General features: G+C 63.4%; 15 protein-coding genes. 11 read left to right on the top strand and 4 right to left on the bottom strand.

Annotation, left to right across the window (positions count from 1 at the left end):
- Positions 1-2: 2 nt before the first annotated feature.
- The 7 genes from KIT02_RS02235 to KIT02_RS02265 all read left to right on the top strand — a co-directional run bounded on the left by KIT02_RS02235 (position 3) and on the right by KIT02_RS02265 (position 6,705).
- Positions 3-1,109, top strand: a complete 1,107-nt coding sequence (locus KIT02_RS02235; protein ID WP_297581725.1) for an ABC transporter ATP-binding protein — start codon at positions 3-5, stop codon at positions 1,107-1,109.
- A 60-nt stretch (positions 1,110-1,169) separates the two neighbouring features.
- Positions 1,170-1,388, top strand: a complete 219-nt coding sequence (locus tag KIT02_RS02240; RefSeq protein WP_297581727.1) for a twin-arginine translocase TatA/TatE family subunit — start codon at positions 1,170-1,172, stop codon at positions 1,386-1,388.
- A 55-nt stretch (positions 1,389-1,443) separates the two neighbouring features.
- On the top strand, positions 1,444-2,217 hold the full coding sequence (gene tatB / locus KIT02_RS02245) for a Sec-independent protein translocase protein TatB (protein ID WP_297581730.1): 774 nt from the start codon (positions 1,444-1,446) through the stop codon (positions 2,215-2,217).
- Positions 2,218-2,219: 2 nt separating this feature from the next.
- Positions 2,220-3,053, top strand: a complete 834-nt coding sequence (gene tatC, locus KIT02_RS02250; protein WP_297581733.1) for a twin-arginine translocase subunit TatC — start codon at positions 2,220-2,222, stop codon at positions 3,051-3,053.
- A gap of 95 nt (positions 3,054-3,148) precedes the next feature.
- Complete coding sequence (gene serS, locus KIT02_RS02255; RefSeq protein WP_297581736.1) at positions 3,149-4,477, top strand: serine--tRNA ligase; 1,329 nt, start codon at positions 3,149-3,151, stop codon at positions 4,475-4,477.
- A gap of 1 nt (position 4,478) precedes the next feature.
- Positions 4,479-5,261 carry a 5'/3'-nucleotidase SurE gene (gene surE, locus KIT02_RS02260; RefSeq protein WP_297581739.1) on the top strand — a complete coding sequence of 261 codons (783 nt, stop codon included), beginning with the start codon at positions 4,479-4,481 and terminating at the stop codon, positions 5,259-5,261.
- Positions 5,262-5,838: 577 nt separating this feature from the next.
- Positions 5,839-6,705 (top strand): M23 family metallopeptidase, encoded by an 867-nt coding sequence (locus tag KIT02_RS02265; RefSeq protein ID WP_297581742.1) that lies wholly within the window; start codon positions 5,839-5,841, stop codon positions 6,703-6,705.
- A 60-nt stretch (positions 6,706-6,765) separates the two neighbouring features.
- Here KIT02_RS02265 and KIT02_RS02270 read toward each other — a convergent pair whose 3' ends face one another.
- Entirely contained in the window at positions 6,766-7,629 is an 864-nt protein-coding gene (locus KIT02_RS02270; RefSeq protein ID WP_297581745.1) for an ATP-binding protein, read from the bottom strand.
- Between the two features lie 191 nt (positions 7,630-7,820).
- Between KIT02_RS02270 and yajC the strand changes: the two genes are divergently transcribed.
- The 4 genes from yajC to KIT02_RS02290 all read left to right on the top strand — a co-directional run bounded on the left by yajC (position 7,821) and on the right by KIT02_RS02290 (position 12,112).
- A complete protein-coding gene (gene yajC, locus KIT02_RS02275) occupies positions 7,821-8,168 on the top strand; it encodes a preprotein translocase subunit YajC (protein ID WP_116590279.1) in 348 nt (115 codons plus the stop codon).
- A gap of 62 nt (positions 8,169-8,230) precedes the next feature.
- Positions 8,231-10,798: a protein translocase subunit SecD gene (gene secD, locus KIT02_RS02280; RefSeq protein ID WP_297581751.1), complete on the top strand. Its 2,568-nt coding sequence runs from the start codon at positions 8,231-8,233 to the stop codon at positions 10,796-10,798.
- A 70-nt stretch (positions 10,799-10,868) separates the two neighbouring features.
- Positions 10,869-11,264, top strand: coding sequence for an MTH938/NDUFAF3 family protein (locus KIT02_RS02285; protein WP_297581754.1), 396 nt, complete (start codon positions 10,869-10,871; stop codon positions 11,262-11,264).
- Positions 11,264-12,112: a phytoene/squalene synthase family protein gene (locus KIT02_RS02290; protein ID WP_297581757.1), complete on the top strand. Its 849-nt coding sequence runs from the start codon at positions 11,264-11,266 to the stop codon at positions 12,110-12,112. Before KIT02_RS02285 ends, KIT02_RS02290 begins: the two co-directional genes overlap by 1 nt.
- Here KIT02_RS02290 and KIT02_RS02295 read toward each other — a convergent pair.
- From KIT02_RS02295 to KIT02_RS02305, 3 genes are all read right to left on the bottom strand, one after another.
- A complete protein-coding gene (locus KIT02_RS02295; protein WP_297581761.1) occupies positions 12,109-12,552 on the bottom strand; it encodes a YiiD C-terminal domain-containing protein in 444 nt (147 codons plus the stop codon). The genes KIT02_RS02290 and KIT02_RS02295 overlap by 4 nt on opposite strands.
- On the bottom strand, positions 12,549-13,931 hold the full coding sequence (trmFO, locus tag KIT02_RS02300) for a methylenetetrahydrofolate--tRNA-(uracil(54)-C(5))-methyltransferase (FADH(2)-oxidizing) TrmFO (RefSeq protein ID WP_297581763.1): 1,383 nt from the start codon (positions 13,929-13,931) through the stop codon (positions 12,549-12,551). The genes KIT02_RS02295 and trmFO overlap by 4 nt, the downstream gene beginning before the upstream one ends.
- A gap of 128 nt (positions 13,932-14,059) precedes the next feature.
- Positions 14,060-14,209: a DUF1127 domain-containing protein gene (locus tag KIT02_RS02305; RefSeq protein WP_082903686.1), complete on the bottom strand. Its 150-nt coding sequence runs from the start codon at positions 14,207-14,209 to the stop codon at positions 14,060-14,062.
- Between the last annotated feature and the right edge of the window lie 185 nt (positions 14,210-14,394).

Consider the following 14,394-nt stretch of genomic DNA (forward strand, 5'->3'; position numbering starts at 1 on the left):
TGATGACTGATCAATCCGCCGGAGAACTGCAGGGCTGGGGCGCCCGCGGTACGGCCGGCGTGGCCTTTGCTGCTTCGCTGGACTTTTCCGACGTCTCGGTATCGCTTGGCGGCAGGACGGTACTCGACCAGTTCAACCTGACGATCCGGCCCGGGGAAATCATCTGCCTTCTGGGCGAATCCGGATCGGGCAAATCGACCGTGCTGCGCGTCGCCGCAGGCATCCAGCCGGTGAGTTCGGGGCAGGTGTCCATCAACGGCGACGTCATGTCGGCGCCGGGACGAACGGTGGCCCCGAACAATCGGGGCATTGGCCTCATGTTCCAGGACTACGCGCTGTTCCCGCATATGAGCGTTTTGGACAATGTGTTGTTCGGATTGAAAGGGCTGGGCCGGAAAGCGGCCCTGGCCCAGGCGCGATCGGCCCTGCTGCGCGTCGGACTGGGCGAACGCGAAGCCGATTTCCCGCATCGATTGTCGGGCGGGCAACAGCAGCGACTGGCCCTGGCGCGCAGCGTGGCGCCGCGTCCGGGGGTGTTGCTGCTCGACGAGCCGTTTTCGAGCCTGGATGCGCGATTGCGCGAAACGGTGCGCGGGGAAACCCTGGCGGTACTGCGCGAAACCCATGCAACGAGCCTCATCGTCACCCACGACCCCGAGGAAGCCATGTTGATGGGCGATCGGGTGGCCCTGCTGCGGGCGGGGCGGATCGCCCAGATCGGCACGGCCTCGGAAATCTATCGCAAGCCGGTCGATCTTGCCGCCGCACGCTTCTTCTCGCCGCTGGCCGAGATTGAAGCGACAGTCCGCAATGGCGCGGCCGAGACGCCGCTGGGGCCAGTGCCGGTCTCGGGCCACGCGGACGGGGCCCGGGTCGTGGTTGCGGTGCGTCCGACCGGCGCGGTCCGGGTCGAACGGAATGGACCGGGCATACCGGGCCGGCTGGTTGCGCGGCGCGACGCGATCGGTATCGACATTTGCGAGGTCAAGGTGAGCGGAATTGACGCGCCCCTTGGGGTCAGGCGCCCCGCTGACGGCAATTTGACCGTGGGAGAGGACGTTTTCGTGACCCTCAACCCGGAACACATCCTTGTGTTTGAACGCGTTTGAACCTATTTCTCGGTCTATCTTTTGCGCGTTTCGCGTAACACGAGTTCTAGGGAGACCATTATGCACGCGCCATCCATCTGGGGCATTCTCGTTGTCGCCGTTGTCGTTATCCTGCTGTTCGGCCGCGGGAAGATTTCCGGCATGATGGGCGAAGTCGCCTCGGGCATCAAAGCCTTCCAGAAGGGCATGAAGGACGACGACAAGCCGGCTGAACGCATTCAGGCCGAAGCGCCGCGTACCGTCGATGCAACTGAAGTGGACAAGAGCAAGGACGCCTGATCGCGTCCTCCTGCTCGACCACTAGGCGGTTCGCCGCCGTTCGGAGACTTTTCCCATGCTCGGCCTAGGCTGGACAGAGATGCTGGTGATCGGCGTCGTGGCGCTGATTTTCATCGGTCCCAAGGATTTGCCGGTCGTCATGGGGCGGATTGGCAAGGTCATCGGCCAGGTTCAACGCATGGGGCGCGAGTTCCAGCGCGAAATCAACCGCACGACCGGGCTCGACGAAGTGCGCAATCTGCGCAGCACCATCACCGATCCCCTGAAAAAGACCGCTGACGAAATCCGCAAGGAATTCAATGCCATCGGCAAGGATGGGCAGCAGTCGCCAACCGGGGCCCTGAAGCCCACGGACCCCAAGACCGAAAGTGTCGTCGACGCCATCAAGGATCAGGCCGGCATGGCCGAGCCGAAGAAGACGACGGACGAGTTGGCGGCGGACTATGGGTTCAAGCCCAGCGTTGCGGCCAAGCCTGTGAAGGGTACGCGGACCACCCCGCCGACTTTTGCCGATACCACCGCCGGAAAGGCCAAGGCAGCGGCCGAGGCGCCGGTCAAGGCCGCCCGCAGCACGGCCAAGCCCGCCAGCGCCAAGAAGACGCCCGCACGGACATCCACCAAGACCGAAGCACCGGCCGGGGAGGCGAAAAAGCCTGTTCGCCGCACGGCCGCAAAACCCGCCGCGGCCAAGGCCGCCAGCGCCAAGCCAGCCAAGGCCACGGCTGCGCCTGCGACCGCCGCGGTCGAGACGCCGGCGACAGAACAAGCCAAGCCCGCCAAACCGCGCGCACCGCGCAAGAAGCCGGCCAAAACGGCTGAGAAGAGCTGATCATGGCCGAGACCACGCCGCAGATCGAAGACAAGAGCGCCGCCAAGCCGGAGCCCGAAGACGAACTGGCCGGTAGCGAAGCGCCGCTGCTCGAACACCTGGTGGAACTGCGCAAGCGCCTGATCCACAGCTCGATCGTCCTGGTCGTGCTGCTGGTGATCTGCTTCATCTTCGCCGGCAATATTTTCGATATCCTGCTCAATCCCTATCGGTCGCTCTATTCCGATCCGGGCGAGATGGAGCTGATCTATACGGCGCCGCAGGAATTCTTCTTTACCCAGCTCAACCTGGCCTTCTTCGGTGCGGTGTTCATCGGCTTCCCTTATCTGGCGACCCAGATCTATGGCTTTGTCGCGCCCGGGCTCTACAAGCACGAGCGCAAGGCGCTGGTACCGTATCTGGTGGCCACGCCGGTATTTTTCCTGCTTGGCGCCCTGATGGTCTATTTCGTGGTGCTGCCCATGGCGCTCGGCTTCTTCGCCGGGATGCAGACCGAGGAGATCAAGCTTCTCGCCAAGGTTTCGGAATATCTCGGCCTGGCGATGACGCTGATCCTGGCCTTCGGCATCTGTTTCCAGTTGCCCGTGGTGCTGACCCTGCTTGCCCAGATCGAACTCATCAATGTCGAGCAGCTGAAAAAGGGCCGGCGCTACGCCATCGTGGGCATTATCGCCGCTGCCGCCTTCATCACGCCGCCCGATCCGATTTCCCAGATCGGTCTTGCCTTGCCGATGTACGGGCTCTACGAACTCGCCATTCTGTCCGTCAGGATGATCGAGAAGCGCCGCGCCAAGGCTCTGGCCGAGGAAGAGGCCAAGGCTTCCGCCGAATCCTGATAGTCACGTTTGCGCCCTGTCCCAGCCGCCATGCCCGGCACGGGGCAGGGCCATTGGTTGTTTGAAACGAGAGGCGGGCTGGACCCCGTAAAGCGATGTTCGATATCAAGTGGATCCGAGACAATCCCGACGCCTTCGATACGGCCATGAGCCAGCGCAAGAATGTCTCCGTCCGCTCGTCCACCCTGCTCGAAATCGACGACCGCCGCCGCCAGATCATCGTGCGCCTCAACGAGGCCCAGGAAAAGCGCAACAGCATGTCCAAGCAGATCGGACAGGCCAAGGCGCAAAAGGACGAGGCCCGCGCACAGGCCCTGATGGCCGAAGTCGCCGCGCTCAAGGAATCCATTCCGGCCGGTGAGGCCGAAGAGCGGGCCGTGGAAAAGGAACTGCGCGACGCGCTGTCGTCCATCCCCAACATGGCGCTCGCGGATGTGCCGGTGGGCGACGACGAAGCCGACAATGTCGAGTATTTCGGGCCCAATGGCTCGGCGGCCACCGTGTCGAAAGTGCGCGCGCCCAAGCCGGCCTTTGCCTTCGCGCCGAAAGAGCATTTCGAAATCGGTGTTGCCGAAAAGGACATGGATTTCGAGATCGCGGCAAAACTCTCGGGCAGCCGGTTCGTGGTGCTCAAGGGGCAGATTGCCCGGCTGGAACGTGCGCTGGGCCAGTTCATGCTCGATATGCACACCACCGAGCACGGCTATCTTGAAGTGCAGCCGCCGGTGCTGGTGCGCGACGATGCGCTGTTCGGGACCGGCCAGTTGCCGAAATTCGAGGACGACCTGTTCTTCACGCCGCATGGCGAGGGGCGCCTGGCGCTGATCCCCACCGCCGAAGTGCCGATGACGAACTTTGTCCGCGAAACCATCCTGGCCGAGGAAGAGCTCCCGCTGCGCTTCACGGCGCTGACCTCCTGCTTCCGTTCGGAAGCCGGTTCGGCCGGGCGGGACACGCGCGGCATGTTGCGCCAGCACCAGTTCAACAAGGTGGAACTGGTGGCGATCACCACGCCGGAAGAATCCGAAAACGAGCATGAGCGGATGCTGGTCGCCGCCGAAGCAGTGTTGCAGCGGCTGGGGCTGCATTATCGGGTGATGAAGCTGTGCACCGGCGACATGGGTTTTGGCGCCCGGCGGACCTATGACATGGAAGTCTGGCTGCCGGGGCAGGATACTTATCGCGAGATTTCCTCGGTTTCGGTCTGCGGCGATTTCCAGGCCCGGCGCATGGAGGCCCGCTACCGGCCGCGCGGCGAGAAACAGGCGCCACGCTATGTGCATACGCTCAACGGCTCGGGCACGGCCGTCGGCCGCTGCCTGATCGCGGTGCTTGAAAACTACCAACAGGAAGACGGTTCGGTTCTGATCCCCGAAGCCCTCAAACCCTATATGGGCGGCATCACCTCGATCGGCGGGCGCTGAGATGGCCCTGCGCATCCTCATCACCAATGATGATGGCGTGGATGCGCCGGGCCTGGCCGTCATGGCCGAGATTGCCCACGCGGTTTCCGACGATGTCTGGATCGTGGCTCCCGATGGCAATCAATCCGGGGCAGGGCACCGGTTCACCTTCGGCCGCGAACTCACCTTCGAGGCCCGCGGGGATCGGCGTTTTGCCGTCAAAGGCGGCTCCCCCGCCGATTGCGTCGTCGCTGGAATGACGCATCTCCTAGGTGACCGGCCGGCAGACCTCGTGTTGTCGGGCGTCAATGCCGGGCAGAACCTGGGCGATATCGTCAATTGTTCGGGTACGGCTGCGGGCGCGCGCGAGGGGGTCCTGCAGGGCGCCATCGGCATCGCCATGAGCCAGTCGATGAACTACGACATCACGCATACGCCCGACTGGGCCAATGCCAGCCGCTTCGGTGCCGACGTGGTCCGCGCCATTCTGGCTGCGCATGACGGGCACGACGTGTTCTACAACGTCAATTTCCCCTATTGCGAACCGGACGCTGTCAGCGGACTGGCCGCCGTGGCGCATCAGCGCTTTTCCCGCTCGCCGATCCGGTATTATTCGAGCGACGACGACGATGGCTTCTATATGGCCATTCCCGAAACGCCGCTGCCGCTCGATCCGGAAGCGGATTTCGAGCGCTTGCGGCGCGGCAATGCCATTACGGTCACGCCCTTTGCCTTGCAACAGACGCACCAACAGGCCCTGGAAGGCCTTGCAGGGATGAGCCTGAAGCCCCGCCACGAGGGCTAAATTCAGGCCCGCGACGGGCACGGCGTCTTAACCTTACTCCATCCTGAATCGGCCGATGACGATTTCACGCAAATCGCATCGGCTTTAAACTCGTCTTTACCTTACCGGCGTAGCGTCACAGTCAGTTGTTGAGTACCTGCGTACGAGTAAGCCGATGAGTATTCGCGTCTCCCCGCGGACCTACAGGAATACGCTGGCTGTTGCCGGTCTTGTGGTTGCCGCTGTTGGATTGTCTGGTTGTTCCAGTCTTGGCAGTCGCACGCTCGGTGATGCCACTGTGACCAATTCAGTCACACAATCCGCCCCCGCTACCATCAATCAGCCGATGCCGGCCAGTCTTGGTGCTCCGCCGACCATGCAGGTCGCCGAGCAGCAGTTCCTGCCGCCCGCGCCGCTTGGCTCCAATACTGCAGGGGGCTGGGGTGGTGGCCAGACGATTTCGCCTTCACCCGTCCAATCCGGCTATGTGCAGCCGGTCGGAACCTCTCCGATCGCACTGGGGGCGGCCACGCCCTCCGTTCAGTCCCAAGACCTTCCTGTATTGAGTTCGTCGCCGACAATGGGAGCTTCACAAGCCATGCCCGCCCAGCAAACCCTCGCCCCGATGCAGCCTGCGCCGGCTGTCGCCGCCCTGGGCGCCACATCCCCCAGCGCCGCGCTGCCGGTCAATTCCGCCGTGCCGGCCGCCGCTCCTGCCGCCAACACCAACGGCTACACCCACACCATTGCCGGTGGCGAGTCGCTCTACACCATCGCCCGCCGCTACGATGTGACCACGCAGGCCATCGTCCAGGCCAATGGCCTGTCCTCACCGGACAAGATCGTGGTTGGCCAGCAAATCATCATTCCCGGCCGTTCGGACCTGATCCGCACGCCGAGCAGCCCCACGGTGCAGATGGCCAGCACAGCTCCGGCAGCCGGCAACCTGACCCTGCCAAATACCCGCCCGGCCGAAGCCGGTGCGCCGGTCGCCCAGGTGGCGACCACGCCCGCTCCGGCTCCGGTACAGGCTGCACCCGCGCAGGCTGCGCCGGTCCAGGTCGCAACGGCGCCGGCAGCAGAGCCGGTCATGTCGGGCAATGACAAGTTCGGCTGGCCGGTCTCGGGCCGCGTCATCACCGATTTCGCGGCCTCGCGCGGCACCGGCATCAATATCGACGTGCCGGAAGGCTCGGCGGTCAAGGCAGCCGAAAACGGCACCGTCATCTATGTCGGCTCCGGCGTGGAAGGATATGGCAATCTCGTGCTCATCCGGCACCCGAATGGCTACGTTTCGGCCTATGCCCACCTCAAGGACATGGGCGTCGCCAAGGGTACCAATGTCAATCGCGGTGACTCGATCGGCACGGTCGGTGCAACCGGTTCCGTCTCCCGCCCGCAACTGCATTTCGAACTGCGCAAGGGCGCGACGCCGGTCGACCCGGTGCCGCTGCTGGCCAGCTAAGAACTGTCACTCTCCAAAGCAGAACAAGGGCCGGGCGTGGTGCACCGGCCCTTGTTGTTTTTAGACCGCCTTGCCTTCCTCGCCCGCCAGGGTGCGCACCAGCTGGATGGCGACACGGCCCGAGCGTGATCCGCGCGTCGCGGCCCATTCGATGGCGCGGGCGCGCAACTGGTCAGGGCTGATAGCCAGGCCATAGAAATCGGCATATCCGGCGACCATGGCCAGATATGTGTCCTGATCCGAATTGTGAAAACCGAGCCACAGGCCGAACCGGTCGGACAGGGAAACCTTTTCTTCGACCGCTTCGCTGGGATTGATGGCTGTGGACCGTTCGTTCTCGATCATGTCGCGCGGCATGAGGTGCCGCCGGTTGGACGTTGCGTAGAACAAGACGTTGTCGGGCCGCCCCTCCAATCCGCCATCGAGAATGGTCTTGAGCGACTTGTAGCTGGTTTCGCCGCTGTCAAAACTGAGGTCATCGCAAAAGACGATGAAGCGGGCCGCTTGCCCGGAAATGGCCCGCATCAGCTGTGGCAGGGTTTCGAGATCCTCCCGGGCAATTTCGATCAGCACCAGGCGCTCGAAGCCCGGGCGCGATTCGATGTCGGCGTGGATAGCCTTGACCAGCGATGACTTGCCCATGCCCCGCGCGCCCCAGAGCAGGGCATTGTTGGCACCGTGACCACGGGCGAACTGTTCGCTGTTGGCAAGCAGGATGTCGCGCACCTGATCGATGCCGCGCAGCATGGCGAGGGGCACACGGCTGACCTGGCGGACCGGGAACAGGGAATGGGTTTCGCCCTGCCAGTGATAGGCATTTTCCGGTCCGAGCACGAATGCGCCGGCGCCATTCCGCTCGCCGATCGAATGGGCGATGGCCTCGAGCGCTTCGGCAATTCGGCCCAGATAGTCTTTCGTCTTCACCCGTCGCGTCCTTGTGTATTATGCCGCAACCTGGCGGCCCGATTGGCTTTGCAATCAATCATACCCAAATGTATAGTCCGCGCGATTTTGGCCCGGACGCAAGTGCATGCAGGCCTGATTGCGTCCATATCCCGAGCCGGCGTGCCGGGGGCACCAATTCTCGAAAAGAAGAAAAATTAGGAGATCGCTTGATGTTTGTAACGCCCGCCTATGCTCAGGATGCGGTTGGGGCCCCTGGCGGCATGGCTGACATTTTCATCCAGCTCATGCCGATCGCCTTGCTGGTGCTGATTTTCTGGCTGCTGATCTTCCGTCCGCAGCAGAAGCGCATGAAGGCCCAGCAGGCCATGCTTTCGGCAATCCGGCGTGGCGACACCGTGGTGACCACCGGCGGCATCGTCGGCAAGGTGACCAAGGCGGTCGACGGCGAGGACCTGGAAGTGGAAGTCGCCCAGGGCGTGAAGGTCAAGGTCGTGCGCGGCATGGTGGCCGATGTGCGGTCCAAATCCGAGCCGGTCAACGACAACAAGCCGGCCTAAGGCCGACAAGAACCGGCCGGAGCCCCAGGGCTCCGGCCTTCTGACTTTTCAGGACGTCTTTTATGAACCAGTCGCCGTTCCGCGTATTCGTCATTCTCTTTGTCGCGATCGCGGGTATCCTGCTTGCAGCCCCCAATTTCCTGCCGAAATCCGTTCAGGATGCGATGCCGGGATGGTTGCCCAAGCCTGGACTGGTTCTTGGCCTTGACCTGCAGGGCGGCTCGCACCTGCTGCTCGAAGTCGATCGCACCAGCATCGTTTCGCAGCGCCTGGCCGATCTGCGCCGCGACGTCCGCAACGTGCTGGCCAACGAAAACGGCATCGGCAACTTGCTGACGACCGACGAAGCCAACAACGCCATCTATATTGAACTGACCGATCCGACGCAGAAGCCGCAGGCCGAAACGGCCATTCGCGGTCTGCAGAACACCCTCACCAATAACCTGTTCAGCGCCGGCGCCGGCGTGGATGAACTGGCCTTTGGCGAGGCTGCGGACGGCAAGCTCTCGGTCAGCCTGACCCAGGAAGGCATCACCCAGCGCATGAGCGCGCTGGTGGCTCAGTCCATCGAGGTCATCCGCTCGCGTATCGACGAGCTCGGCACCACCGAGCCCACCATCCAGCGCCAGGGCGACACGCGCGTCATGGTGCAGGTGCCAGGCTTCGGCGACAGCGAGCGCCTCAAGAACATCATTTCCCAGACGGCGCGCCTGACGTTCCACATGGTCTATCCGGGCATGACGGCCGACCAGGCCGAGGCCCAGGGCCTGCCTGTGGGCACGTTCATCCTGCCCAGCCAGGACGGCACGCGCGAACTGCTCTATGAGGACGTGGCCCTGGGTGGCGAGTCCCTGGTTGATGCCCAGCCGGCCTATGACCAGCAGCGCGGCATCCCCGTGGTGAGCTTCCGCTTCGACACTCGCGGCGCCATCACCTTTGGCGAAATCACCTCGCAGAATGTCGGCCAGCGCTTTGCCATCGTGCTCGACAACACGGTCATCACCGCGCCCGTGATCCAGCAGCCGATTACCGGCGGCTCGGGTCAGATCAGCGGCAGTTTCACCACGGCGTCGGCCAATGACCTCGCCGTGCTGCTGCGCGCCGGCGCGCTGCCTGCCAGCCTCAATGTCATCGAGGAACGCACCGTCGACGCCAGCCTCGGTGCCGACTCCATTCAGGCCGGCTTTACCGCCGGCGTCGTGGCCAGCGTGCTGGTGCTCGCCTTCATGGTTATCGCCTATGGCGTGTGGGGCGTGTTCGCCAATGTCTCACTGATCCTCAATATCGTGCTGATCTTTGCGGCGCTTTCGACCCTGGGGGCGACCCTGACCCTGCCGGGCATTGCCGGTATCGTGCTGACCATCGGCATGGCCGTGGACGCCAACGTTCTCATCTACGAGCGTATGCGCGAAGAGCAGGCCTCCGGAAAATCACCGCTGCAGGCGATCAATGCCGGTTTCCAGCGCGCCTGGGGCACAATCATCGACTCGCACCTGACCCAGCTTGTTGCGGCCGTGGTGCTCTATTTCATGGGTTCGGGCCCCATCCAGGGCTTTGCCGTGACGCTGGGCCTGGGCATCCTGACTTCGCTCTTCACCTCCTACACGGTCACCTCCTTCCAGGTGAACCTGTGGTACAAGCGCGTTCGTCCCAAAACGCTCAACATCCAGAAATTCCGCTTCATTCCGGATGGGACCAAGATCCCGTTCATGAAGATCTCGCGCTACGTGATCGCCGCGTCGATCATCCTGTCGCTGCTCTCCATCGGCTCCGCCGTCACCAAGGGCTTCAACCTCGGCATCGACTTCGTCGGCGGCACCGCCATCGAAATCCAGCATGTCGGCGGCCCGGCCGATGTCGGGCAGGTGCGCGAACGTCTCAGTGGTCTCGAACTGGGCGAAATCCAGGTGCAGGGCTTTGGCACGCCGCAGGACATTCTGGTGCGCGTGCAGGCGCAGGAGGGCGGCCAGTCCGCCGACCAGATCGCGGTCCAGAAGGTTCAGGAGGCCCTGGCCGAGGACGACTACGAAGTGCGTCGCGTAGAGGCGGTGAGCGGCACGGTTTCTGGCGAATTGGCCATGACCGGCACCATCGCCGTTATCATCGCCATGGTCTGTATCCTGCTCTACATCTGGTTCCGCTTCGAGTGGCAGTTCGCCATCGCTGCCGTGACCACAACGTCGCACGACCTGATCATGACCATCGGCCTGTTCTCGTTGACGGGAATGGAGTTCAATCTCAGTTCCATCGCGGCGGTGCTGACCCTTGTGGGTATTTCGCTCAACGAAACCGTGGTTGTCTCCGACCGTATCCGCGAGAACCTGCGCAAGCATCGCAAGATGCCGCTGCCGGACCTGATCGACCTGTCGATCAACCAGACGATCGTGCGGACGTCCTTGACGCAGTTCACCCTGCTCCTGGCGCTGCTGCCGCTGGTGTTCTTCGGTGGCGAAGCGCTGCGCAGCTTCACCATCGCCATGACTTTTGGGTCGCTCGTCGGCATGTACTCCTCGGTCATCATCAATGGCCCCATTCTCATCAATTTCGGCCTCAAGCAGAAATCGGACGAGGACGAGGCAGCCGAGCAGGCCAAGAAGAAGGCGAAGTCCGCGGATGGGGCTTCGGTCTAGACCGAAGCCGGCCGCGCCTGCGGGCAACGCGATCCGGGATTGAAGTTCCCTCTACTGCGGAAACGACGCATTGGCTGAACACGCGGAAAACGGTGGCCACTTCCCCCGGCAGGTCGGCATCGATGCATATGGCAATGGCGGTTTTCGCTTTGCCGAAATGTCGCATCGGGGCTCGCTGCTCTGCCTGCCCACCGGGATGAGCGCCTGGCCGGTTGCCAACACGGTGGGGCTCACCATGGCGTCCTTGCAGCCGGTACTGGACCTGGCCGACACGATCGATGTGCTGCTGATCGGGCTGGGCACCGACATCGTGGCGATCGATCCGGCCATCCGGACGGCTTTTCGCGAGCGCGGCGTCATCGTCGAGCCAACCCAGACAGGGGGCGCGGTGCGCACCTATAATGTGCTGCTGGCCGAGGATCGCGCAGTCGCCGCCGCATTGATCGCCGTCGAGAAGGCGCGGTGATGGCGGGCACCAGCCACGACTTCGCCACGGACTATCTGCGCCGTACCGACCGCGATCGTTACCTGTCGACCCTGGTTCTGCCGGCCGAGGCGCGCCCGCATGTGGCGGCAATTCTGGCCTTCAACGCCGATGTCGCCACGATCCGCGATCGCGTATCCGGCCCGCAGCCGGGAGAGATCCGGTTGCAATGGTGGAATGACGCGCTGTCCGGGGAAGGCCATGGCGAGGTCCGCCAGAACCCGCTTGCCGATGCGCTGCTCGAAACGATGGACCGCTTTGGACTGCCTCCGGGGACCCTGCAGAGACTGCTGGGCGCAAGGCGCTTCGACCTTTACGACGATCCCATGCCCGATCTCGAGACATTTGAGGGCTATGCCGGGGAAACCGCATCAACCCTGCTGCAGCTTTCGGCCATGATCCTCAATGGTGGCGAAACGGTCGAGCCGGGCGATGCGGCGGGGCATCTTGGCGTCGCTCAGGCATTGACCGGACACCTGCGCGCCCTGGGTTTCGTCTCGGCGCAGGGTCGCGTCATGCTGCCCTGGACTATTCTCGAGGCCAATGGCGTGCGCGAGACAGAACTGTTTCGCGGGCAAGACAGCGAGGGGTTGCAGGCGGCCCTTGGGCAGATCGCCGAGCTGGCATCCGGTCATCTGGACAAGGCCCGGGCAGCCATCGCGTCGCTGCCGGGCGCGCTGCGGCCGGCATTTGGGTCACTGGCCCTGGTCGAGCACCAGCTGACTGCCTGGCAGCGCAATTCGGCAAATCCCTTCGCGCCGCCGGGCGATGAACCGGATTGGCGCAAAATCGCGCGGCTTGCCTGGTGGACCTGGCAGAACCGGCGCTAAATCTCGGCCAGGGCAACGAATTGCCCGGAAAATCGCGCGACCAGTTGATCGCCGCTTCGCATTTCGGATGTCAGCGCCATCCGGGCGCGTCCACGGCGCCGCAGCGTCGTGGCGAAATCCGGCCACAGGGCAGGGGCCAGATGGGCCCTGGCCTCGGCAATCCCGGCCACGGGACGGAGAAATTCCGTTTCGCTGCGATGCACCACCAGTTGCGCGGCAATGTCCTGGTCCACGAGGCGCAGGTGGAGAACCGACCAGCAGGCCAACAGGCCCAACGTGGCGATACTGCCGCCGAACATGGTGCCATGCATGTTGAGATTGGGTGGCAGCGGGGCGCGCAGGGCGACCATACCATCGCTGACCTCACCGACCTCCACCGCCATGGCCCGCGCCAGCGGGATGGTCTGGTGAAGATAGTGGGCCAGCGCGTCCGGGGTCATGCCCAGGCCTTGAGGTCTTCCAGGGCCCGGCTGGTGATGGCACGGCGCTTGGCTATGGTCTTTTCCGGGCCGCGCCAGCGCTTGACGCCTTCCGGCTTGGTGATCGTCACCTCCGGGAAGAGCCCGAAATTGACGTTCATGGGCTGGAAGGAGCGGGCGCCGCTATAGCTTTCGGCCTCGATGTGACCGCCGGTAATGTGCCCGATCAACGCGCCGAACGCCGTGGTGGCGGGCGGGATGGACAAGACTCCGCCCTTGGCCTCGGCGGCAGTCAGGCGGCCGGTGATCAGGCCGAGCGCGGCGCTTTCGACATAGCCTTCGACGCCGGTGACCTGACCGGCAAAGCGGATGCGCGGATCAGCCTTGAGTTGAAGATTGGGCGCCAAAACCTTGGGCGAGTTGATGAAAGTATTGCGGTGCAGGCCGCCGAGCCGCGCAAACTGGGCGTTTTGCAGGCCCGGGATCATACGGAAAATATCGGTCTGGATGCCGTAGCGCATCTTGGTCTGGAAGCCGACCATGTTCCACAGCGTGCCCAGCGCATTGTCCTGCCGCAATTGGACGATGGCGTAGGGCTTGACCGTGGGATTGCGCGGATTGGTGAGGCCGACAGGCTTCATCGGTCCGTGGCGCAGCGTTTCCGGTCCGCGTTCCGCCATGACTTCGATAGGCAGGCAGCCATCGAAATAGGGGACCTTTTCCCAATCCTTGAATTCATGCAGCGGTGCGGTCTTCAGCGCCTCGACGAAGCCGTAATACTGGTCACGGTCCATGGGAAGGTTGAGATAGTCGGCGCCTGTGCCGCCTGGGCCGGCCTTGTCATAGCGCGACTGCATCCAGGCGATATCGTGATCAATGCTGTCGTAATGCACGATGGGCGCGATGGCATCGAAAAAGGCCAGCGCGTCCTCGCCGGTCTTGGCCAGGATAGCCGCGGCCATGTCCGGAGAGGTGAGGGGGCCGGTGGCAATGATCACATGCTTCCACTCAGCCGGCGGCCAACCCGCGATTTCCTCACGCAGGACCGTGATATTGGGATGATTGGCAATCGCCTGCGTCACGTCGGCCGAAAAGCCGTGGCGGTCGACCGCCAGTGCGCCGCCGGCGGGCAGCTTGTGCCGGTCTGCGGCCTGCATGATCAGGGAATTGCAGCGGCGCATTTCCTCGTGCAAAAGCCCAACAGCATTCTGCTCGTGGTCGTCGGAGCGGAAGGAGTTGGAACAGACGAGTTCCGCCAGGTCGTCGGTCTGATGCGCGTCGGTGGCCCTGATTCCGCGCATTTCGTGCAGGATGACCGGGACACCGGCCTCCGCAGCCTGCCAGGCGGCTTCCGAACCGGCGAGACCGCCGCCGATGATGTGAATGGGTTCGTGTGACATGGCGCGCAGATATCAAGCGCCGATGCGGCGTGCAACTTGAAAGCCGGATTGGGCGGGCGGCAGAAAAGAAAACACCCGCGTCTCAGAGAGATGCGGGTGTTCGGAACGTGGTCGTTGAGCCGGCGAGATCAGAGCGAGTTGGCATGATCGCGAGCAACACGGCTGATGTCGGTGCGTGCGATGCCCAGATCGTTGAGCTGACGGTTGTCGAGAGCGGCGAGCTCACGGACGGTCTGCTGGTAGGCGGCCCATTTCTTGAAAGTCTTGCGGATGTCCATCGGAAATCTCCTGTTCGTTTACGAGAAGACATATAGGCCTCACCAAGCCGAGTGAGCAGATCGAGATTGATCAAAGAAGCTATGCGATATTTGCAGGGCTTTCACGGCGCTCGTTCATCCACCGTTAAGGCTCGTGGCATGGATATGGCCGCCAGCGGGCAAACTGGCGGCCATTGCAGAGCTGG

Origin of the sequence: Devosia sp. (assembly GCF_025809055.1) — a bacterium.
Lineage (GTDB): Bacteria > Pseudomonadota > Alphaproteobacteria > Rhizobiales > Devosiaceae > Devosia.